This is a genomic window from Actinomycetota bacterium (assembly GCA_041658565.1).
GTDB lineage: Bacteria > Actinomycetota > AC-67 > AC-67 > AC-67 > JBAZZY01.
The window spans coordinates 1-22914 of sequence record JBAZZY010000016.1; the positions used below are offsets into that span (position 1 = coordinate 1).

Sequence of the window (22914 nt, forward strand, 5' to 3'; positions counted from 1 at the left end):
TGAAACGACCGATCGGTCGCACTCGAGGCTCCTCAGGCCTTACACGCGCGCGCCGAGCTTGCGGAGCTGTTCGAGGCGCTCCTCAAGCGGGGGATGCGACATGAAGAGCTTGCCGAGACCCCCTCCGCCGCGCAACGGGTTGCACAAGAACAGGTGCGATACGGCAGGGTTGACCTTCAACTGTGGGATCCGCCGGGATGCACCGTCGATCTTGATGAGTGCCTGAGCGAGCGGCGTGGCATCGCCGAGCAAGTGCGCCCCGCTCGCGTCGGCTTGCGCCTCGCGCGAACGCGACACCGCCATCTGGATGAGCAGCGCGGCGATCGGCGCGAGCACCAGCGACAGCAGCCAAGCAAGCGCGCCGAATGGACCCGCATCGCGACGGTCTCGCCCTCCGCCGCCGAACATCGCTCCCCACATGGCCATACGTGCAAGCATCGTGATCGCGGCGGCCACCGTCGCGGCCACCGCGCCGATCAGGATGTCCCGGTTGCGCACGTGGGACAGCTCGTGCGCAAGCACTCCCGACAGTTCTTCCTCGGAGAGGATCTCCAAGATGCCCTCGGTGACGGCGACGGCCGCGTGTTGCGGGTTGCGGCCGGTGGCAAACGCGTTCGGCTGTGGCGCGGCCATGATGTACAGGCGCGGCATCGGCATGTTGGCTGCGGCGCACAAGTTCCGAACCGTACGGTACAGCGACGGCGCATCGGCCTCGGCAACCGGGCGCGCGCGCGTCATCGCCAGAACGATCTTGTCGCTGAACCAGTAGCTGCCCAAGTTCATCACGGCGGCGAGTCCGAGGAAGATCAGCATGCCGCTCGAACGCCCGTCCGGGCCCCACAACGCAACTCCCAAGAAGTTGCCGACCGCAACAAGCACGGCACCCAAGGCTGCCATGAAGACGAACGTCCTGAGTGTGTTCCGCGACATCGATCCTCCTCCGACACCGGCCGCCGTGCGGCCGGCCGGTCACATCGATGCTAGCGCGCGCCGTCTCCCGCCGCCGGAGGAGCTACAGGGCGATCAGCGTCGAGCGCGGCGAGAAGTGGTTGAACGCGTCCGGGTACACGGTCACCACGACGATGACCAGCACCATCAACGCGATTGCGACGGTCAACGCCCTCGGGACACCCAAACGCTCCCGGTCCGGGGCCTCACGCAGGATCATCTTCGCGGCGACCTGAACGTAGTAGTAGAGGCCCACCAGCGTGTTGACGACCATGAGCGCGGCCAGCCAGATCGTCCCCCCGGAAATCGCGGCCCGGAAAACAAAGAACTTCGCCCAGAAGCCGGCGGTCGGCACGACTCCGGCGAGAGACAGCAGGAAGAACGCGCCGGCCAGCGCGAGCCCAGGCTCACGCTGCAAGAGCCCTTCGTAGTCGGAGATCAGATTGCCGGGCTTGCGACGCCCGACGGCGATCACGACCGCAAACGCCCCCAAGTTCATGAACGAGTAGATCAGAATGTAGGTCAGCGCCGACGCGAAGGCATCGCCCTGCACCTCGGGGCCCTTCCCGGCGACCACACCCAGCGGCAGCAACATGTACCCCGCCTGCGCGATCGACGAGTACGCCAAAAGCCGCACGATGTTGGTCTGCGACAGCGCGATAACGTTCCCCACGGTCATCGTGGCTGCGGCCAAGATCGCAAAGCCCGGCGCCCAAACGTGGGTGTGATGAGGGAAGGCCAGGAAGGCTACCTGCAGCAAGCCTGCGAATCCGGCGGCCTTCGAAGCGACCGAAAGAAACGCAGCCACAGGCACCGGAGAACCCTCGTACGTGTCCGGTGCCCAGAAATGGAAGGGAGCCGCCGACACCTTGAACGCGAACCCCGTGATTATCAGCAAGATGCTTGCCGAGACCAGCGGATCGTGCGTCCTTCCCTGCAAGGCCTCCGCGATAACGGCGAGATTCGTCGAGCGAGCCACCCCGTAGATGAGCGACATGCCGAACAGCATCACAGCCGAGGCGAGCACACCGATCAGGAAGAACTTGATCGCCGCCTCGTTCGAACTCGCGTCTCGCTTCTTGAACCCGGCGAGAACGAATGCCGGAATGCTGACGGTCTCCAGCGCGATGAACAACGCGATCATGTCGCGCGCGCTCGGCATCACCATCATGCCGAGCAAACTGGCGAGCAGAAGGAAGTAGAACTCCCCCTGCGCACCACGAACCTCCTCGTTGAGGTAGTCCACCGTCATCAGCAGCAGCACGCCGGCAACGGCCAAGAAGAGGAACTTGAACAGCAGCGCGTAAGAATCCAGCACGAACATCCCGTTGAACGTCGTACGGTGCTCACCGATCAGCGTCACAAGCGCGATCGCAGCTCCCACGACTCCGGCCATCGCGATCGCTCCGTTGATCTCTTTGAATCGATCCGGCAAGAACAGATCGATCACGAGAACGGCCAGGAGCGCGCCGGCGAGAACGACTTCCGGCGCGATCGCGTGCAAATCGACCTGAACGGTCGCGGTCGCGAGAACGTGCAGAGCGATCGTCATCTCAGCGGAACACCCTCGTTAGACCGTTCACGGCACCGGTGGTGATGTCGAAGATCGCGCGGGGGTAGACCCCTAGGAAGAGGACGAAGGCCAGCAGCGGCGCCCAGGCAAGCGTCTCGATCGACCGCACGTCGTCGATCTGGCGATCCTTGGCCCACTTCTCCCGAAGCACCCCCAGATTCAGCCGCTGAATGAGCCACAACATGTACCCGGCAGTCAGGATCGTCCCCACGCCTCCAAGAACCATGTAAGTGCGGAACAGCGAATTCGGCAGGCCGGGGGCCGGATTGAATGCCGCGAGCAGCGCCAGCACTTCGCCCCAGAACCCGGCGAGACCGGGCAACCCGAGCGACGCGATCCCCACGAACACGAATATGACCCCCATCCGAGGGATCTTCTGCAGCATTCCGGGACCGATGTCGTCGATCTGACGAGTGTGATAACGCTCGTAGATCGACCCCGCGAGGAAGAACAGCATCCCCGTGATGACGCCGTGAGCGATCATGCCGAAGATCGCCGCGTTGATTCCCGTCGGCGTCAACGTGGAGATACCGAGCATTATGAATCCCATGTGCCCGACCGAACTGAACGCAATCAGTCGCTTGATGTCCTTCTGCGCCAGACAGCACAGCGCGCCGTAGATGATCGCGATAACCGACAGCGCACCAATGTAGGGCGCCCAGTCTTTGGCGGCGTCCGGCAGCAACGGCAGCGCGATGCGAATGAAGCCGTAGGTTCCCATCTTCAGCAGAATGCCGGCCAGCAACACGCTCCCGACCGTCGGTGCGTCGCCGTGCGCGTCGGGGAGCCATGTGTGGAACGGCCACATCGGCACCTTGATGGCGAATCCGAGGAACAAGCCGAGGAACACGAGGTTCTGGAAGCCCACCCCGCCGAAGTGCTGTCCCTGCAGCGCGATCATGTCGAAGGTGTGTGCGCCGCCGACGTCCGACCGGAAGTACATCGCGAGGAAGCCGAGCAGCATGAACACGCTTCCAAACAGCGTGTACAAGAAGAACTTGATGGCCGAGTATTCCTTCCGCTCACTGCCCCAGATCGAAATCATGAAGTACATGGGGACCAGGACCAGTTCCCAGAACACGAAGAAAAGGACCAGGTCCAGCGCCGTGAACGTCCCCGACATGCCGGTCTCGAGCAGCAGGATCAGAGCCAAGAACCCCTTCCGCTTATCACGGGGCTTCGGCATGATCTTGAGCGTGTAGAGCACGCACAGGAACGTCAGCAAGGTCGTCAGCACCAGCATTGGAAGCGAGATCCCATCGACGCCCATGTGGTAACGCGCACCGATCGTCGAGATCCAACTCGTGTTCGCCTCGAACTGCATCTTCCCGGTTGAGCCGTAGTCGAAGCGTGCGAGAGCGACGATGCTAAGCAAGAGCGCCAGCCCCGACGACGCAACGGCGACGAAGTGGATGAGGTCTTTGCGAGCGCGCGGGGTCATCGCAATCAGCCCCGCGCCCACCAACGGCGCGAAGACCACCAGCGACAGCAGCCACTTATCGAACGTCATCGATCCCCTCCGTCAGAAACGAGTGAACAGGAACGCCAAGACCGCCACGCCGACGAACAAGATCGCCGCGTAACGCTGGACATTCCCGGACTGCATCGTGCGCAGAACACCGCTGCCCTTGCGCGTTCCGATTCCAGCTCCGTTGACCGCGCCGTCGATCACCTGCTGATCGACCACGTCGTACACGCGTTGGCCGCTGCGGCGTGCGACCTCGGCGACTCCGTTGACGGCGCCGTCGAACACGTTCTGATTGAGCCAATACATGGCCGACGAGATGGAGTCCCGAATCGGATAGACAATTCCCTTGTAGTAGAAGTCGTCCAGGTAGTACTTGTTCTCCAGGAGCTTGTAGAACCACCCCAGGCGTGCCAGCGGCTCCTCTGCCGGCACTTGCCCGTACATCTTGCGACCAAGCGCAATCCCCGAGACGGCGACGAGCACCGACACGATGATCAGCGGAATGCTGGCGCTCGAAACGTGCGCTTCGCCGACGGCCGTCCAGGTTGCGAAGCCACCCTTCCAAGCTGGGAACCCGACGAATCCACCGACTACCGCAAGCACCGCGAGGAACTTCAGCGGGAACGTCATCGCGGAAGGGGATTCGTGCGGGTGGCCGTGTCCCCGGTACTCCCCTTCAAACGTGAGGTGAACGGCCCGCGACATGTAGAACGCAGTGAGAAACGCGGTGACGATCCCGACGCCGTAGACGATAAGCGCAACGGCAGAGGATCCGTGCCCCTCGGCGGCCCCGCTTCCGAAACGAAATGCCTCGGTCAGGATCTCGTCCTTGGAGAAGAACCCGGCGAGCGGGGGGATCCCGGCCAACGCCAACGAGCCGACCAAGAACGTCCAGTAGGTCGTCGGCATGTACTTCTTCAAGCCGCCCATCTCGCTCATGTTGTTGGAGTGGACTGCGTGGATGACGCTGCCGGCCCCGAGGAACAGCAGGGCCTTAAACCAGGCGTGAGTGAACAAGTGGAAGACGCCCGCGTTTCCTGCTCCGACGCCGAGCGCGGCAACCATGTATGCCAGTTGGCTGATCGTGGAGTATGCAAGCACCTTCTTGATGTCGTCCTGAATCATCGCTAGTAGCGCCGCCATCAGCATGGTGATCGCCCCGATGATCGCCACCACGTTCATCGCGGCCAACGATCCCTCGAAGACGGGGAACATGCGCGCGATGAGGAACACCCCCGCGGTCACCATGGTGGCTGCGTGGATCAGTGCGCTGACCGGCGTCGGACCGGCCATCGCGTCGGGCAGCCAAACGTGCAAGGGGAACTGCGCGCTCTTTCCGATCGCGCCACCGAACATCAAGATCGCAGCCGAGGTCAAGGCGAGCGATCCGATGTCGCCCTCATGAGCCTTCTGCAGGATCTCCGCGATGTCGAAGGTCTTCGTCGAGGCGAACAGCACGAAGATCCCAATGACGAAGGGAACATCGCCGGTCTTGGTGGTCACGAAGGCCTTGATGGCGGCGTCGGAGTTGGACTTGTCTTCCCACCAGAACCCGATGAGCAGGTAAGAGCACACACCGACCAGTTCCCAGCCGATCAGCATCTGCAAGAGGTTGCTGGAAATCACCAGCAACAACATCGAGCCGGTGAACAGGTTGATCGCCGTGAAGTACCACGTGAACCGCTTGTCACCGTGCATGTATCCGGTCGAATAAATCTGCACCATCAGCGACACGGTGGTCACGACTACGAACATCACCGCAGTCAGGCCGTCGACCCGCATCCCCAGCGGCAGGCGGAAGTCGCCCCCGAACGGGAACCAGTTCAACGCGCGAAGGACCGTCGGGCCTCCCCCGCCGATGAAATCCGCGATCGTGACGTACGACAGCACCGCGGCGATCCCAACAGCGGCGATCCCGATCTCGGATCCGCCGCGTCGCATGCGCTTGCCGAACACTGCGATCAGCGCGACCGCCAAGAACGGTAGCGCGGGAATCAGCCACGAGTTCCGCGTGACGATATTTGCAGTCGCTTCGACGACGGCATGCTCGGTCGCAAACAGAGTGGCTACCACTTGAGGAGATCCACCTCATCCACATTGATGGTCTTCCGGTTGCGGAAGATCAGCAGAATGATCGCGAGACCGACACCCACTTCGGCGGCGGCGACCGTGATGATGAACAGCGCGAATATCTGGCCCGTTGCGGTGGCGTCCTGGAACCAGGCGTTGAACGCGACCAAGTTGATGTTCACGGCATTCAGCATCAACTCGATCGACATCAGGACCAGCACTGCGTTCTTGCGAGCAAGAACTCCGTACACACCGACGCTGAATAGAAACGCCCCCAGCGTCAGCACCCACGCAAGGCTCACGACCGCTCTCCCGTCCGCATCATCAGTCCTTCTTCGCCAAGACGATGGCGCCGACCAAAGCGGCCAGCAGCAAGATCGAAACCAACTCGAACGGCAGGATGTACCCGCTGAACAACCCCGTCCCGACGTCCTTCGTGCGCACTACCTGCTGTAGCGGAATCTCGGCCTTGCCGAAGGCACTCCAAATCAGGTACGTGAACACCCCGAAGACCGCTGCGGCGGCTACCGCCGCAAGTCCACGCTGCTCGTTATCCAGTGCCGTGCGACCTATCGGGGCCGCGGTCAGCATCAAACCGAAGAGGAGCAGAACAACGATCGCGCCCACGTACACCAGGATCTGCGTCCAGCCGATGAACTCGGCGCCGAGCAGCAAGAAGATGGCGCCGATCGAGCCGAGGACCCCAACAAGGTACAGGGCTGCATGCACGACGTTACGGCCGGCGACGACGGCGACCGCGGCGACCGCGGCTACGACACCGAAAGCTGCAATGAAGATCGCGCCCCAGTTCATGCTTCGCCCCTCTTGCGCTTGAGGACCCAGGCCTTCTTCGCCATAGCGCGCGCCTCGCGTTCGGACTTGCCGGCCGCGATCTGTTCGGCATAGACGGCTTCGTCGATCTGCGGCGGCGCGTGCTCCTCGGTCGGGGTGGCCTCGGGGGCGGGAACCGCAGGGGCGGCGGCCGGTGGTGCGGCGCCGGGTGCCGGGACCTCCGGCGTCGGAGAGCCGGCAGCAGCCTTCTTGCGGGCGAGAATCCAAGCCTTCTTCGCCATGGCGCGCGCCTCGCGTTCGGACTTGCCGGCCGCGATCTGTTCGGCGAAAACGGCCTCATCGATCTCCGGCGGCGCATGGCCCTCATCTGCTGCGGTCGACTTCGCCGGAGCGGCCACCGGGGCAGCCTCAACGACCGTGGCAGCCTCGACCGCCGGAGCGGCCTCGACCCGCCGGAGCGGCCGGAGCAGCGCCGTACACCTTCGCCTCCTTGCCGATCTCCAGGGGAGGCTCCGCACCTTCCTCAAGAGACGGCGGCGGCGGCACCAAGCCCATCCACCCGTTGAGAGTCTGCATCTCGTGGGTGAGTTCACTCATATCGGAGGTCGAGTACTCGAAATGCGGCGACCAGAACAGCGCGTCAAAGGGACAAACCTCGACGCAGATCCCGCAGTACATGCACAGGGCGAAGTCGATCGCGAAGCGATCCAAGACGTTGCGCGTGCGGGCGCGCGCGCCCGGGGTCTTCGGCGGCACGACATCCTTGTGAGACTCAATATAGATGCACCAATCGGGGCACTCCCGCGCGCACAGCATGCAAACGGTGCAGTTCTCGGGCTTGAAGGCGATAACTCCGCGAGTACGCGGCGGAAGATCGGGCTTGACGTGCGGGTACTGCGCCGTGACTGCCGGCCGCAGCATCGTACGCAAGGTGACCGACATGCCCTTGATAAGCCCGTACACCGCACCGACGCCCTTCACGGCGGCTATCCGTTCCTCGACGGCGCGGGCGCGCGCCCGGCGATCTTCACGAGTCATCGCCATCGCTAGAAGACCACCTTGAAGATCATCGTCAGCAGCACATTCACCAGCGCGATCGGGATCATGTACTTCCAGGCCATCTTCTGGAGTTGGTCTTCCCTCAGGCGCGGATACGTCGCGCGCAACCAAATGACGACGAAGGACAAACCCGCGATCTTGAGGAGCGTCCAAACCGGAGCAGGGATCCACGGAATGAGCACGCCGTGCCAACCCCCAAGGAACAGCACGACGGCGATCGCCGACAGCGACACGACCCCCGCGTACTCCGCGAGCATGAACATCGCGAAGCGGATTCCGGTGTATTCGGTCATGTGTCCGAAGATGATCTCGGACTCCGCGATCGGCATATCGAACGGAGGCCGCGACAACTCAGCCAGAGCGGCCATCATGAAGATCACGAAGCCGGCGAACTGAGGCAGGATGAACCAGTAGGTGGTCTGCGCCTGGGCGATCCCGACGAGGGACAGAGTCCCCGCCTGCATAACGACCGCGGATGCAGCCAGCACGAGGGGAAGCTCGTAGGCGATCAACTGTGCGGCGCCACGCAGCGCCCCGATGAGCGAGAACTTGTTCGCGCTCGACCAGCCGGCCATCAGCATCCCGATAACGCTGATAGCGCTGATCGCCAGCGCGAAGAAGACGCCGACATCGAGGTTCTCTCCCCACCAACCGTTCGCCGCGTCCCCGGCAGGACCGGGTCCGAACGGAAGCACAAGGAACACCAGGATCACCGGGACCAGCACCACGCCGGGAGCGATCGCGAAGACCTTGCGATCCGCGGCGTCCGGGATGATGTCTTCCTTCTGAATGAACTTCACGCCGTCGGCGACCAACTGCGCCCACCCGTGGAACTTCCCGGCCTCCATCGGACCGAGACGGGCCTGCATGTGCGCAAGAACCTTGTGCTCGGCATACCCCATCACGAGCGGCGCCACCAAGAAGAACCCCAGGACCGCGCCGAGCTTCAGCGCAAGGATGGCCCACGGGTTCTCGAACAAGTGCGCGAAGATCACCGGTCAACATCTCCCACTACGAAGAACACGCTGCCGAGAACTGCGATCAGGTCGGGCAAGAGCACGCCCTTTAGAAGCGAAGGGATCATGCTCACGTTGTGGAACGACGGAGTGCGCATCTTCATGCGCCACGGCGTCTTGTCTCCACGCGAGACGAGGTAGTACCCGAGTTCGCCGAGCGAGTTCTCCGTCCGAACATACGTCCACCCTGCCGGCGGCTTGATGTTCTTCGGCATCTTGCCGGGCATTACCGGGCCGGCCGGAATCAGGTCGTGGATCTGCTCAATGATGCGCAACGACTGCTCGATGCGCCCGAGAAGGACGCGAAAACGATCGTAGGAGTCGCCATTCTCGCCAACCGGAACGTCGAACTCGACCTGGTCGTACTTCAGGTATGGCTGGGTCTTGCGCGCGTCCTCCGCGACGCCGGAAGCCTGCAGAATCGGGCCGGTGACGCCGTAGGATATCGCCACATCTCCCGCCAGGCGGCCGATCCCGACCGTACGCTTCTTGAAGATCTCGTTGCCCAGCAGCAGGCCTTTGTAGTCGGGAAGCCTCCGGCGCACCTTCGTCACCAAAGACCGGCTCATGGCGAGCGATCCGGCGGGCAGGTCGTCCTTCAGGCCGCCAATGCGGGTGAATGTGTAGTGCAGGCGCGCGCCGGTAACCGCCTCCATGAACTCCTGGATGTCCTCGCGTTCACGGAACGCGTAGAACATCGGAGTCATCGCGCCAAGTTCCAGACCGAACGACCCGATGAAGACGAGGTGGTTGAGAACGCGGTTCCACTCGGCGAGCAACATCCGAATCCACTGCGCGCGCTCGGGAACCTCGAGGCCCATCAACTTCTCGACCGCCAACGCGACACCCAGCTCGTTGCCGAAGGCCGAAAGCCAGTCGTGGCGGTTCGCCAGGGCAATGATCTGCCGGTAGTCGCGCACCTCGGCCAACTTGTCCATCGCGCGGTGCATGTACCCGATCACCGGCGTCGCCGTTGCGATCCGCTCACCGTCGAGCGTCAACACGACGCGCAACACTCCGTGAGTCGACGGGTGCTGCGGCCCGATCGACAGCGTCATTTCCTGCGTGTGCAGCTCCTGATCGTCGGCGATCACGACCTGCACGCCCTCCCCAGGGCCTCCAGGCAGGATTCCGGCCGTACGCATCTCGTCGGAAGGCATCAGTGGGCCGCCTCTTCCGGTTCCTTCTGCCCGGGCCATTCCTTGGCCTCGCGCGTCCTTAGCAAGAACTCCTTGCGCAGCGGAAAACCCTCGAACTCAACAGGAAGCAGCAGCTTCACTAGATTCGGATGGCCTACGAAGTCGATCCCGAAGAGCTCCGAAGTCTCGCGCTCACACCAGTTGGCGCCGCGCCAGATCTCCGACAGCGTCGGAAGCTGAGGATTCTCGCGCCCAACGAGCGTCTTCAAGTTGAGATGGTGCCGGCGGCGCACCGAGTACACGTGCAACACGACTTCGAACCCTTGATCCTCCTCATCAACTGCAGTGAGGAACGTCGGAAAGTCGAAGTGGCACAGCCCGCAGTCGCGCAAATGCGCAGCAACCTCGACCCAGCGCTCTGAGTGCACCCATACGGACACCTCGCCGTGCGCGACCTCGGCGCGCTCGACGGCGCCCGTTGCTTCGGTTAGATGCGCAACGATCTCGTCGGGGCTCATGCGTCGCGGATCTCAGTCTGGAAGATAGGGCCTCCGCCGACCACGATGGGCTCGGACTCGGCACGGCCTGCGAGTCGGTCTTTCAGGCTCTCTCCCGCGATTCGATCCTGCAGGCGCAAGATCCCCTCCAACATCGCTTCGGCGCGCGGCGGGCACCCAGGCACGAACACGTCAACCGGAATCACCTGGTCAACGCCCTTGGTCACGGAGTAGGAGTCCCAGAACGGACCTCCGCAGTTGGCGCAACTACCGAAGCTAATCACGTACTTGGGCTCCGGAATCTGCTCGTACACGCGGCGCAACGCGGGCGCCATCTTGTCCGTGAGCGTGCCCGCAACAATCAGCATGTCGGCCTGACGAGGACCGTGCGCCACCGGAATCACGCCGAGTCGGATGAAGTCGTGACGACTCGTGGATGCGGCGATCAACTCGATCGCGCAACACGCCAAACCGAAGTTCATGACCCAGAGCGAGTACCGGCGCCCCCAGTTCAGGACGAACTTGGCCGGCTGCGGAAAATCGACCTTTTCTACAAGACCCATGCCGCGGCTGCGTCCCTTCCGGTCAGATCCATTCGAGGACCTTCTTCTTCCACGCGTACAGCAGTCCGATCGCCAAGATGCCGACGAACACGATCATCTCGACGACGACCAATCCCGGGTTGGGGAACTTCTCAAAGATCGTTCCGAACGGGAACAGGAATACGCTCTCAACGTCGAAGATCACGAACAGGAAAGCGAAGATGTAGTACCGGATCTGAGACTGGCTCCATCCCTTGCCCACGGGGTCCACGCCGCACTCGTAGGTCGTGTACTTCTCGGGTCGGGGCGTGACCGGCCGCATGATGCGATTGGCAAGGAACCCGACAGCAACGAAACCCGCACCCGCCACTGCGAGGGCACCCAGGGTTCCGTACTGACCCAAGTACTGCGAGTAACTCACGCCGAAAAACGCCCCTACTCCTGATCCGATCCCTCACGCGCCGCGCGCGGTGCCAGCGTCGCGCCGCGCGCATCTTATGGCTTTCTGAGGCGGGCGTCATGTTAACGCAGCGGCCGGGCATGCAAAAGCCGCCGCAAACCCGGACCCTAGGGCGAATGGACGGCCGCAGCTCAGGCGCTGCGAAGCCGGATACCGTCGAAGTTCGTGTAACCGGTCTGGTCGTAGAAGGCGCCGTAGATGTCGATCCGCTTAAAGGAATTCGGAGCCGTCACGGTCTTCTCGACAAACGTCCAGTCATGTGGCTCCCGCGCGAACGGGATGCGCTGCCAACCGGTAGATCCGTCGCGGTTCCGGAACGCGATGATGAGCCCAACGAAGCCTTGAGACGAGGTCCCGGCGCTCCGACTCCACGCCGACACCACGAACCTCCTGCGTGCGCTCCCGGCCACCGGGACCCCCTGAACCACGCCTCGACGGGAGCCGCCGGACAACCTCAGGCTGCGGCCTCCATCACGGAACAACGTCGAAACCGGTCCATCGCCGTCAGCCAGGTCGCGACCAGTCCACGAATCCAGACCTCTCTCGAAGAACGGGTTCCGGCTCCAACTCTCCACGACTCGCACGTCGTCGAAGTACACCTTTCCAGTCTGACCGGCCACCGACAGGTAAACCACAGCGTCTGAGAAGGGCTTATCGGCCCGCACCATCGTCTCCACTTGCGCCCAATCGTGCTCGGCTGAATCCAGGGGCAATACCACCGCCGTACGACTTCCGTCGGTGTTGACGAAACTCAGATTCATTCGGATCGGCCCGCCGGCCGCATCCGTTCCCACGTTCTTTGTCCAAGCCTGAACCACGTACCTCATGTACCGGGGACCGGCGATCCTTACCTTCTGATAGACGCTCTTCGACTCGGGCGAACCCGAGAGGGCGAGGGCCCGAACCCCGTCCTGAAACTCCGCGTCCGTCACGCCGTCTGCGCCGGCGAGACCCTGCGTTCCCCAACTCGCCAGACCTACCTCAAAGGACGGGTTCCGGACGACCGACTCGATCAGGCGGATCGCATCGAAGTGCCCGGTGCCGGTCTGGTCTTGGAAGACCGCGGAAACCGTCATCGAGGCCAGTTCGCGCGTGCCGCTCGTGAGCAACTCCCTCTCACCGTACGTCCAGACGTGGGGCGCGCGCGAGAACGCCAGATCCCACCGGCTGGTCGCACCGTCGGCGTAGGTTGCGACCGCGGTCAGTCCGACTGCCCCGCCGTCGGACGAAGAGCCCGTGGTTCGACTCCAGCCTCCGAGAGCGAACCGACGGGCCTTCCCGCTCGCAAAGGCAACGGTCTGCGACATCGACTTGGAGCCGCCGCCCGTGAGAGCAAGGGAAGCCTCGCCGTCCCTGCGGACGTCGGTGACGACCCGGTCGGCCCGATTCGTGCCTGCGGCCGCCCAACCCGTGAGCCCGCGTTCGAATGAACTGTTCGTCAGCAGATTCGGCGCAGCCTCGATCCAGCCCGAGAGCACCTCAATCGAGACGTAGAACACCGGGTTCATTGTCGAGTAGCCGTCGGCGATCGCACGGAAACGCTCGGTATAGGTCCCCGGCTGCACGCTCGAGGCGTTCAGAGGGACATCGAATTCGGCCGTCTCCCCCTGCCGGACGTCGTCGGCCTTCGAGCGCGAGACGTTCCGGGTCACAGCAGCGGCGCGCGTCGGTGAAACCCAGCCGGGCCCGCTGAAATCCTCAACTCCTGCGGCGGCAAGACGAACCTCGCCGCCGATCGGCCACGCTGCAGTACCCGTGTTCTTGATCCTGGCCCGGAATGTCTTGGTATCACCTGCGCGAATCGAGACCGACGCGGGAACCGACACGACTTGCCCGGCCCAGTACTTCACGTCGAACCAGTTGCTCCGCACGCCGGCACCACTGAAGGCGCTGCGCCAGTCCCCGCCGCTGAGAGTGACCTCACCTTTCGTTCCAACAAGCTTCATCTCGTTGACCCGGCCGCCCCATTCGCCATACCCGTTTCGCTTTGTAACGTCGACGCCGGTAAGCCCACCGATCTCCGGCCACTTCGCCACGACGTCGGCGACCGTCACCACTCCATCCCAGTCGTGATACGGGCTCACCGTATCTCCGGCGTCGGGAACGGCCTTCATGTACGCGACCGAACTGGGCGCCGTGTATCCACCCGTGGAAGACGAGTACTCGGCAAGAATGGGCTTGCCTCCATAAAGAAGGACCCGACCGGCGGTTGCGTCCACAGCGGAATTGGACGACGAGTACTCCAACGCGATCCGCGAACTGCTCGCGGACTCTTTGCGCGCGTAGCCGTAGTACACCTGGCACGAAGTCGTGGAGCAGATGTCGTAGCTGTTGCCCTTGGATCGAGCAGCGTCTTTCTTGTACACGGAGTACGTACGCGCGGCGACGGATTGGCTCTTGAGCGCCTCGGCAGGCCAGGAGGCCGGGGATTCGTGGGGCACCACCCCGTACAGGTACTCCTCAAGCCTTAGCTCGTTGATCGCGCGCATACCGTCGTTCGACGAATAGCGCGCGATCAACGATCCGCGGAAGTACCGCGTTCCGCCTTTGCTGTTGGCGACCAGTTGCAGCACACTCGACCCGCGCGTGAACACCACGTACTTCGACCCGCTGGCCACCGCGGCCCAGGGACCTTTCCACGACGCCGAACGCTCCACGGCGTACTTCGAGCCTGTGTAGCGAGCACGAAGGTAAGGATTCGCGTCATCGCTGGTAGCGATCGCCGCGCCATCGGACCACGAGACGGTAAACGGGCGATCGGCGGTTACCGTGACGCTGGGTCCGGTGGCAACGAGTACCCGAATGTCTTCTCCATTGCGCTTGCCCTGGGTTACACCGGAGTAGAAGTGCGTGACAATGTCGGTCCAAGCCTTCCCCGACTGCGCCATGCCCTTGGCACCGTACTGACCCATCCCGCGCGCGTGCCCCCAGCCGTGGCCGGGGACGAACAACTTCGCATTCGTCGGCAGCGGAGCCGTCGCCGCGCGCGCCTGGGCTGCGGGACCGGCGGTCGAGAGCGACGCCACCGGCAACGAAGCGACGACGGCGACACACAGCGCGACGACCAAACAACGACGCATACCCCAGTTCCCCCTGTGTGAACTGTCCTCCACGACGGCAAAGACCGTCAAGTGGAGTCTCGGCAATTGCCGGGGGAAACCTTTAGCCCGAAAGATGACAATTAGCTCGAAAAACCACGATAGACGACAACTCTACTCAGCAGTTGACTGCTGCAACGCCGAGTCGACGAGGTCTCAGACGCCGCCCGAGCCATCGCCGGTCGACGACGACGCGTCCGAGCCGCTTACCGCGTTCGCGACGTTTGCGGAGGCGGGCATCTTCTGCCCGTTGCTCTCTAGGTAAGCCCGCACCACGTCCTCCGGCTTACCGATCATCCGCTGTGAACCCTTGTCCAGCCACATGCATCGATGACACATCTGAAGAATGGCGTCCATGTTGTGCTGGACCATCACCACGGTCGTACCCCGCTGGAACAGCTCGCGCATCTTGTCGGCGCAGCGCTGACGGAAACGCGCATCTCCGACCACAAGCACCTCATCGACAACCAAGATCTCGGGGTCCACGTGCACCGCGACGCTGAACCCAAGACGCGCCCGCATTCCGCTGGAGTACGTGCGGACCGACTGATCGATGAACTTCCCGAGTTCCGCGAACTCGATCATGCTGTCCAGCCGCTGGGCGATCTGCTCGTGCGTCAGTCCCAGCAAAAGGCCGTTGTAGTGGATGTTCTCCCTGCCTGTGAGTTGCCCCTGGAATCCGGCGCCGAGCGTGATGAGGCTCGACACCTTTCCTCGGATCAGCAGCTCGCCTTCGTCGGGGTGGTAGATGCGCGCAAGAACACGCAGCAATGTCGACTTACCCGAACCGTTGGACCCGATGACTCCGAACACCTCGCCCTGGCCAACGTCGAAGTTCACGTGCCGAAGCGCCCAATGTTCCTCCATCGGAGGCTTGCGCTGAATGAAGTGCGCGATGCGCGAGTGGACCGTAGAGTCCCTCGTTCCTTTTAGCCAGAATCGCAGACCGAGGTCGCGCGAGCGAAGCGCGTATTGACTCATAGCATCTTCCCAAAATGGGGCTCACGCCGCGTGAAGTAGAAGCCTCCGGCAACGACGAAGATCCCGCCGAATACAAAGGAGTACAGCAAGTCCCACACCGGAATACTGCCGGTTACAACCGCCCCCCGATACGACTCGAACAGCCCCGTCAGAGGATTGAGATGCATCAACCGGCGAGCCCATTCGACGTGAAGCGAATCCAGCGTGTACAGACCCGGCGACAAGTAGAACCACAGCCGCAGCAGGTTCACTGTCAGCCCGGGCAGGTTGCGGTAGTTAAGACCCCAGACCGACATCGGATAAGCGAGCCCCAGGATCAAGACGGACTGAACGAAGACGACGAGGGGGAGGGCAAGTATCGACCAAGACGGAGCGATCCCCAGAGCAATCATGAACAGCGGAATCACCAACAAGCCGACAAGGAAGTGCGCCAGCCCAACTGCGATCTCGGTGATCGGGAGCAACGCGCGCGGGAAGTACAAGTCGGTTACCAGATTCGAGTTGGCGCGCACGACACCCATGGATCCGATCAGCGATGACGCCAGCCACTTGTACGGAAGCACAGCCACCAGCACTTGGAGCACCTGAGCTCGGGGCGTGCTCGTGCCCCCCCGCAAGACGTTGATCAGGAAGTAGTAGACGGCCGTGAGCGACAGCGGTTCCATTAGCCACCACGCGAAGCCGACGACGTTCATCTCGTAGGAACTCTTCAACTCGCGACCCGCCAGCACGCGAATCAGGCTTCGTCGCTGCCACAACTCCCTCACGTAGTGCCGGTATCCGGCCACCGAGCGGGCTGTCTCAAGCACCAGTTGGTCGGCATCGAGCACGCGAAAGGGAGCACCGTCCCGTGCTTTGATCCGGAGGACCGGCGCAGGCTTCGGCGAGGCCTTTGTCTCCGGGGAGAACTGAGAGCGTTTCTTTCCGAGGCGCATAGTGAGTGCCGAGTTGGCTGGGTGAGAGTATATCGGCTCACCGTCCGGGACGAATGCGGGGCACCTCGCCCTGGTCGAACAGCCTTCAGGGCCCGTCGACGACGACGGCTTCAAGCAGGCGGAGCTTCTCGCGGTCCCAGTCGAACCGCTGCACCGACAGCCGCGCGCGCGCAGCGCGCGCGGCGAGTCCCTCCGGATCGGCGTCCGCCTGCCGGATCTTCTCGCACAGGTCGTCCAGATCGCCGGGACGCACGAACAGGAACTCCTCGTCTGTAAACGCGCGCGCGAAAGCCTCGGTGCGCGCGCACAACACCGGCAAGCCGAGGGCCGCCCACTCCAGCACTTTCGTGGAGAAACAGAATCGCATGAGAGGGTCGGTTCGATGGGGTTGCCCCCCCAGCCAGCACTCCCCCACGATGCCCGGCACGCGGTCGAGCGGCACGGGGCCGTCAAACAACAGTCGATGATCGACACCCTCGGCGCGCGCCAACTCACGGAGCCGAGGGACGAGGTCTCCGTCTCCAACCACGCGCAGTCGAAGAGCTGGGATATCGTCTCGAAGCCTCCCAAGCGCACGCACCAGCGTGTCCACGCCGTACCGGTCCGCCACCGTCCCCGCGTACAAGATCGTGCGGTCGCTCGGATCACGCCGAATCGCGGCCGGCGAGCCGGAGAACACACGCGGGTCCGGAGCATTCATGACGACGGAAATGTCGGAACGCCGGCGTCCGGAGCGAGTAAGCACGTCGGCCAGCGCCTCGTGCACGGTAACGACGCGGCTCGCGAAGCGACATGAAATTGCCTCCTCGACGAGCAGTGCCCGCACCAGTGGATGCGCATCCGCCAGGGCGTATTTCGACTGGAAGAACTCAGGCATCGGATCGCGAACGTCCAAGATCACGCGCGCGCCGAGGATCCGCGGAACCGCCGCCGACAAGACCAGCGCGTTGGGGATCGAGAACACGTAGACCAGGTCGTAGCGGCGCCGAATGTGCAACGCCGTGATTGCCACGAGGCACAGCGCCGCGAAACTCAAATACTCATAGATGTATCGGAACTTCGAGCCGCGACGTCGGCGCGCCGGAAGTCTGCGAATGAGAATCCCGCTCGCTCGCTCCGTCACGGATTCACCCTCGTCGCGCGCGCACAGCACCTCGACATCCCACCCGGCAGCGGCAAGCGCCTGCGCGTGCCGGCGCGGCCGGGTATCACGCAAGTAGTAGGAGTGAGTGACGATGAGCGCGCGAGGCATCGGTCCCTACCTTCCCGCGGCCGCGTCGCCCGACAGCAGATGCCCTTCGTCGACGTCGATCGACCGCCCGGTCGCCGCAGAGCGCAGCGCAGTCTCCGCGATCACAACCGCGGCGAGGCCGTCGAGCAGCGAAACCCCGGGCTCGCACTCCCGGCGCGCGGCGGCCGCAAATGCCACGAGTTCGGCGCGCAGCGGCTCTTGCCTCTGAATCGCGTACCGAATCATGTTCCCCTCGCTGACCCCGGACACCTGCGCGAGCGGAGCGAAGTTGGGGTCGGCCTCCGAGTTCTCGTAGAAGGTCAGATCCTGGGTCAGGTAATCCACGACGAACATGCCGCGCTCCCCCGCCACCGACAGCTCGCGGATCTTGGTGGGAGTCAACCAGTTGATGTCGAGGAGACCGACGACATCGCTTGCGAAACGGAATAGGCCTGTGAATAGATCCTCACGCATCGAGTGGATCCGCTGGGCGGTCTCGGCATAGACGCGAGTGATCGGCGCGCGCGCGACCTGGCGCATGATGTCGATGTCGTGCGTCGCAAGATCGATCGTCACTCCGACGTCGCGGATGCGGGCAGCCATCGGACCCGTACGACGGCTCTTGATCTGGAAGATCCGTCCGAGCGGCGCGTCGGCAAGTCTGCGCTCTAGTTCCAGCACGGCGGGGTTGAAGCGCTCGATGTGGCCGACGGTGGCGACCGCGCCGGTTCGCTCAGCGCATTCGACGATCCGGCGCGCGGCGGCAGCGTCGGGACCCAGCGGCTTCTCGATCAGAACCGCGATCCCCCGCTCCATCGCCGCCACAGCGATCTGCTCGTGAAAGCTCGTCGGAACGGCGATGGAAATCGCATCAGGCTGAGACTCCTCGAACAATCGCTCGAACTCCGTGTATCCGGCAAACGTGCGGCCACGCGTCGCGCGCTCCACCGCTTCAGCGTCGATGTCACCCACAGCCACGAGCTGCACGCCGGGAATCTCTTGCCAAACTCGCACGTGATGGCGACCCATCACGCCCAGCCCAAGAACCGCGGTTCGCAAAGTGCTCACACTGGCCTCCTCGCCGGCCTACCGACGGAAAGACAAACGGCGCCCGCGGCAGCGATCGCGGCGCCGTCAAGCCGGTTGCGGCCGTCAAAGACGACTTGACCGGCGCGCAGCACCGACCAGTCGATAGAGGCGTACTCGTCGTGCTTCGCCTGCAAGATGACGGCGTCGAACTCGCCTATGCGATCGAGGCCCACGGGCTCGGCGCCGAACGCGCGCACTTCATCGTCGCTGAAGTACGGGTCGTTGGCCGCCACGCGCGCGCCGCGCGCGGGCAGAAGCCGGATCAGATCGACCCCGGGGCTCGAGGTCGTCTCCTTCACATTCTCGCGATAGCTGACGCCGAGCACGAGAACGGACTTGCCATCAAGCGTGCCGAGTTCTCCGGCGATCTGGTCCGCGACCCATCCCGGTTGCGCGTCGTTGATCTCGCGCGCGAGCCGGATCAACGGCGCGTCGGCTCCGTCGGCGAGGATGAACTGCGGGTAGTGCGGAATGCAGTGGCCGCCGACGCCGGCGCCCGGGGCGTGGATGTGGCTGAACGGCTGGGTGTTCGCCAGGCGAATCACCGGCTCGACGTCGATGTCGCGTTCGGCCGCGTAGCGAGCGAGTTCGTTGGCGTAAGCGATGTTGACATCCCGGTAGGTCGTCTCGGCCAGTTTCACCAGTTCGGCGGTCTCCGCGTTGGGGACCTCCTCCACCGAAACGTTGGGCAACACACGCTCATAGAACGCGCGCGCGCGCGCCCCGCTTGCAGCATCGACTCCGCCGACGATCTTCGGATATGCCTCGAGGTCTTGCAGGATTCGACCGGAGTACACACGCTCGGGGCTGAAAGCAGCGAAGAAGTCGGTCCCGATAGAAAGCCCCGCACGTTGGGCGAGCGCGTTTGCGAAGCGCCGCGTGGTCCCAACCGGCAGCGTAGTCTCCCACACCACGGTGATCCCCGCGTGCAGTCCCGCCGCGATCGCGTCGTTCGCCGCATCCATGAACCGGAAGTCGAGTTCGCCGTGACCGACGGCTACGACGGGAACGACGACCACCACCACATCGGCGTCCTTCACCGCCGCCGATGTCTCGGTTGTGGCACGCAGTCGGCCGTCGGCGGCGCACTCCGCAACGGCCGCGTCGAGCCCGACTTCTCCTGCGATGGGATTCCGTCCGGCATTGACCTCATCCACACGCTCTTGGGAAACGTCACACCCTGTGACCCGCAAACCGGCGAGGCCAAACCTAGCCGCCAGCGGCAGCCCGATCTTGCCGAGGCCGACGACGACAACCTTCGGATCGGACATCAAGCCTCCTTCATTGCGCGCGCCAGCACCGTAGTCACGGTCTCGCGTTCCACGTCCGTCAACGCCGGATGGACCGGAATCGAAATCACTTCGCGCGCCAAGCGCTCGGCGACCGGCAGCGACACAGGATCCGGACCATACGCCGGCTGCAAGTGAACCGGTGTCGGGTAGTAAACCTCGGCTCCCACGCCGTCGGCGCGAAGTCGCTCCAACACCGCGTCGCGGCGACCCGGAACACGCACGGTGAACTGGTGCCACGCGGACTCCCGGCCGGGCATCTCGCGCGGAAGAATCAGACCCTCGATGCCTTGCAGTGCCGCAGCGTAGAACTCGGCGTTGGCCCGCCTGCGCGCGTTCCCTGCAAGCAGTCGCGAAAGCTGCACGCGTCCGACGGCGGCGAGCAAGTCGGTCATCCGAAGGTTGAGGCCGAACGTCAAGTGAACGTAGCGCTGCTCCATCCCGTGATTGCGCAGCAACTTCAGGCGATGGGTCGTCTCGTCGTCCTGCGCGGTGACCATTCCACCCTCACCGCTCATCGAGTTCTTAGTCGCATACAGCGAAAACGCCGCCGTCGCGAACGAGCCGGCGCGCGCTCCCTTGTAGGTAGCGCCATGCGCCTGACAAGCGTCCTCAACAACGGCGAGGTCGTGCGCCTCGGCGAGCGCGCTCACCGCATCCATGTCGGCGACCTGCCCATAGAGATGCACCGGCATGACCGCGCGCGTCGCGCGGCCGGCGCGCGCCCCCGCGGCCTCGACGTCGATGCAGAAGTCGTCTTCACGAACATCGCAGAAGACCGGGCGCGCGCCGCAAGCCAACACCGCGTTGGCCGAAGCCGCAAACGTAAACGTGGGGACCAGCACTTCATCCCCAGGTCCAACACCGTGAGCCAGCAGGGCCAGGTGCAAGGCGGCCGTACCGTTCACGCAGGCAACAGCGTGAGGAACCCCACACAGCGCCGCAAACTCACCCTCGAACGCCTCAACTTCCGGACCCTGAGCCAAGCGGCCGGAGCGCAAGACGCGCAAGACGGCCTCTTCGTCCTCCGGACCAATCTGCGGACGGGAAATCGGGATCATCGTGCCTCCTGTAGGGCCGGAAGAACAAAATTCCGGTCGCACTCACGGCAGTGCCACGCATCGCCTTCTGCGGCGAGTCGGAATCCGCACGAGCATACGTAGCCGATGACGCGCGCCGGGTTCCCGACGACCAACTCATGCGGAGCAACATCGCGCGTGACGACGGCGCCCGACCCGACCGTGGCCCAACGCCCGATGCGCGCGCTGGGAACAATCACCGCCCCAGCTCCAATCGACGCGCCATGCTCGACGTGCACGTCCCCAAGATGCCAGTCGTCGGCCGACTTCAGCCGGCCGTCCGGCGCAATGGCGCGCGGAAACCGGTCGTTGGCAAGGATCGCGCCGGGGCCGATGAAGACCCCGTCCTCGACCGTCGCACCCTCGAAAACAAGCGCGTAGTTCTGGATCTTCACACGGCTGCCCACCGTCACCCCGGCACCGATGTAGACGCCTTTGCCGACAACGCACTCGTCGCCGACGCTCGCGCCGCGCCGCACTTGGGCATGATGCCAAACGAACGTCCCTTCGCCGAGAACCGCACCCTCCTCGACCGACGCGGTCTGGTGCACAAAGGGATCACTCACGACACTGCCTCCTCGCAGATCTGCGCGATGCGCTCAGCCGCGTGCCCGTCGCCGAACAGCGGGGGGCGCTCATGAGGAACCGGGCGCAGCGCGGCCGCCGCAATTGCGTCTCCGTCCACGTCGGCCAGCACGTTCCACCCGGCAGCCACTGTTTCGGGCCATTCAGTTTCCGCGCGCAAAGTCACACACGGCACACCGAGCATGTAGGCCTCCTTCTGCACGCCGCCCGAATCGGTGAGCACCGCGCGCGCGCTCGACTGCAGGGCCAACGACTCCAGGTAGCCCACGGGCGGAATCATCCGGAGGTTGCCCTCACAAGATATCCCAGCCGCAGCGATCGCCTTTCGCGTTCGCGGATGCGCCGGGAACACCACCGGAACCGGCAACTTCGACGCCGCGCGAACGATCGCCTCCAACCGCGCCGGATCGTCGGTGTTTGCCGCGCGATGGACCGTCATGAGGTAGTAGTCGCCCTGCTCGACCTCGCACTCAACAAGCACCGCATCGCGTTTGTAAGGCAAAGCCCATCGCAGGACGTCGTCCATTACGTCGCCCACCATGTGCACTCCGGTCTCGATCCCCTCGGCCCGCAGGTTCTTCACCGCAGTCACCGTCGGACAGAACTGCAACGACGAGACGTGATCCGCCACGACGCGGTTGACCTCTTCCGGCATCCGGCGGTCGAAGGAGCGAAGGCCGGCCTCGACGTGCCCGACCGGCACGTTCAGCTTTGCCGCAGCCAGCGCGCCCGCGAGCGTCGTGTTGGTGTCCCCGTAGATCAACACAAGCGTCGGAGCTTCGGAAAGAATCGTCTCCTCCAGGGCCACCAGTAGCGCCGCGGTTTGCGCGGCATGCGTCCCGCTGCCGACGCCGAGAGAACGATCCGGTGCCGGGATTGCAAGCTGTTCGAAGAACACGTCGGACATGTCGGCGTCGTAATGCTGCCCGGTATGCACCAGGATGTCGTCGACTCCGGGGCGCGCGCGCAGCGCGCGGCACACGGCCGCAGCCTTCACGAATTGCGGGCGCGCGCCCACCACGTTGAGAACTTTCACCGCCGCACTCCCCCGCCGCCCATCACG

21 protein-coding genes and 1 pseudogene are annotated in these 22914 nt (G+C 63.9%); all 22 read right to left on the reverse strand.

The features are described from left to right. Window positions 1–39: 39 nt before the first annotated feature. Complete coding sequence (locus WDA27_09230; protein ID MFA5891116.1) at window positions 40–930, reverse strand: zinc metalloprotease HtpX; 891 nt, start codon at window positions 928–930, stop codon at window positions 40–42. Window positions 931–1012: 82 nt separating this feature from the next. Further along, on the reverse strand, window positions 1013–2500 hold the full coding sequence (locus WDA27_09235) for an NADH-quinone oxidoreductase subunit N (GenBank protein MFA5891117.1): 1488 nt from the start codon (window positions 2498–2500) through the stop codon (window positions 1013–1015). A 1-nt stretch (window position 2501) separates the two neighbouring features. Continuing rightward, window positions 2502–4031 (reverse strand): NADH-quinone oxidoreductase subunit M, encoded by a 1530-nt coding sequence (locus WDA27_09240; protein MFA5891118.1) that lies wholly within the window; start codon window positions 4029–4031, stop codon window positions 2502–2504. Between the two features lie 12 nt (window positions 4032–4043). After that, complete coding sequence (nuoL, locus tag WDA27_09245; protein MFA5891119.1) at window positions 4044–6062, reverse strand: NADH-quinone oxidoreductase subunit L; 2019 nt, start codon at window positions 6060–6062, stop codon at window positions 4044–4046. Then, entirely contained in the window at window positions 6056–6361 is a 306-nt protein-coding gene (gene nuoK, locus WDA27_09250) for an NADH-quinone oxidoreductase subunit NuoK (GenBank protein ID MFA5891120.1), read from the reverse strand. The genes nuoL and nuoK overlap by 7 nt, the downstream gene beginning before the upstream one ends. Window positions 6362–6383: 22 nt before the next feature. After that, window positions 6384–6872, reverse strand: coding sequence for an NADH-quinone oxidoreductase subunit J (locus WDA27_09255; protein ID MFA5891121.1), 489 nt, complete (start codon window positions 6870–6872; stop codon window positions 6384–6386). Further along, a complete protein-coding gene (locus tag WDA27_09260) occupies window positions 6869–7249 on the reverse strand; it encodes a hypothetical protein (GenBank protein ID MFA5891122.1) in 381 nt (126 codons plus the stop codon). Before WDA27_09260 ends, WDA27_09255 begins: the two co-directional genes overlap by 4 nt. Before the next feature lie 10 nt (window positions 7250–7259). Then, window positions 7260–7793: a 4Fe-4S binding protein gene (locus tag WDA27_09265; protein ID MFA5891123.1), complete on the reverse strand. Its 534-nt coding sequence runs from the start codon at window positions 7791–7793 to the stop codon at window positions 7260–7262. Window positions 7794–7897: 104 nt separating this feature from the next. After that, a complete protein-coding gene (gene nuoH / locus WDA27_09270) occupies window positions 7898–8905 on the reverse strand; it encodes an NADH-quinone oxidoreductase subunit NuoH (GenBank protein MFA5891124.1) in 1008 nt (335 codons plus the stop codon). Then, complete coding sequence (locus WDA27_09275) at window positions 8902–10086, reverse strand: NADH-quinone oxidoreductase subunit D (protein MFA5891125.1); 1185 nt, start codon at window positions 10084–10086, stop codon at window positions 8902–8904. Before WDA27_09275 ends, nuoH begins: the two co-directional genes overlap by 4 nt. Further along, window positions 10086–10583 carry an NADH-quinone oxidoreductase subunit C gene (locus WDA27_09280; GenBank protein MFA5891126.1) on the reverse strand — a complete coding sequence of 166 codons (498 nt, stop codon included), beginning with the start codon at window positions 10581–10583 and terminating at the stop codon, window positions 10086–10088. Before WDA27_09280 ends, WDA27_09275 begins: the two co-directional genes overlap by 1 nt. After that, window positions 10580–11131, reverse strand: a pseudogene (locus WDA27_09285) (NADH-quinone oxidoreductase subunit B family protein). Before WDA27_09285 ends, WDA27_09280 begins: the two are co-directional and overlap by 4 nt. A gap of 16 nt (window positions 11132–11147) precedes the next feature. Further along, window positions 11148–11525: an NADH-quinone oxidoreductase subunit A gene (locus WDA27_09290; GenBank protein MFA5891127.1), complete on the reverse strand. Its 378-nt coding sequence runs from the start codon at window positions 11523–11525 to the stop codon at window positions 11148–11150. 170 nt (window positions 11526–11695) lie between these two features. Then, window positions 11696–14644, reverse strand: a complete 2949-nt coding sequence (locus WDA27_09295; protein MFA5891128.1) for a SpoIID/LytB domain-containing protein — start codon at window positions 14642–14644, stop codon at window positions 11696–11698. A 174-nt stretch (window positions 14645–14818) separates the two neighbouring features. Beyond that, window positions 14819–15643 carry an ABC transporter ATP-binding protein gene (locus WDA27_09300; protein MFA5891129.1) on the reverse strand — a complete coding sequence of 275 codons (825 nt, stop codon included), beginning with the start codon at window positions 15641–15643 and terminating at the stop codon, window positions 14819–14821. Further along, a complete protein-coding gene (locus WDA27_09305) occupies window positions 15640–16578 on the reverse strand; it encodes a hypothetical protein (protein ID MFA5891130.1) in 939 nt (312 codons plus the stop codon). The genes WDA27_09300 and WDA27_09305 overlap by 4 nt, the downstream gene beginning before the upstream one ends. Before the next feature lie 85 nt (window positions 16579–16663). After that, window positions 16664–17830: a glycosyltransferase gene (locus tag WDA27_09310; protein MFA5891131.1), complete on the reverse strand. Its 1167-nt coding sequence runs from the start codon at window positions 17828–17830 to the stop codon at window positions 16664–16666. Between the two features lie 6 nt (window positions 17831–17836). Further along, window positions 17837–18877 carry a Gfo/Idh/MocA family oxidoreductase gene (locus tag WDA27_09315; protein MFA5891132.1) on the reverse strand — a complete coding sequence of 347 codons (1041 nt, stop codon included), beginning with the start codon at window positions 18875–18877 and terminating at the stop codon, window positions 17837–17839. Then, on the reverse strand, window positions 18874–20169 hold the full coding sequence (locus tag WDA27_09320) for a nucleotide sugar dehydrogenase (GenBank protein MFA5891133.1): 1296 nt from the start codon (window positions 20167–20169) through the stop codon (window positions 18874–18876). The genes WDA27_09315 and WDA27_09320 overlap by 4 nt, the downstream gene beginning before the upstream one ends. Then, window positions 20169–21248, reverse strand: coding sequence for a DegT/DnrJ/EryC1/StrS family aminotransferase (locus tag WDA27_09325; GenBank protein MFA5891134.1), 1080 nt, complete (start codon window positions 21246–21248; stop codon window positions 20169–20171). The genes WDA27_09320 and WDA27_09325 overlap by 1 nt, the downstream gene beginning before the upstream one ends. Then, the gene (locus WDA27_09330; protein MFA5891135.1) at window positions 21245–21832 is read right to left on the reverse strand and encodes an acyltransferase; all 588 of its coding nucleotides are present in this window, start codon (window positions 21830–21832) and stop codon (window positions 21245–21247) included. Before WDA27_09330 ends, WDA27_09325 begins: the two co-directional genes overlap by 4 nt. Then, entirely contained in the window at window positions 21829–22887 is a 1059-nt protein-coding gene (gene wecB, locus WDA27_09335) for a UDP-N-acetylglucosamine 2-epimerase (non-hydrolyzing) (GenBank protein MFA5891136.1), read from the reverse strand. The genes WDA27_09330 and wecB overlap by 4 nt, the downstream gene beginning before the upstream one ends. Window positions 22888–22914 lie beyond the last annotated feature (27 nt).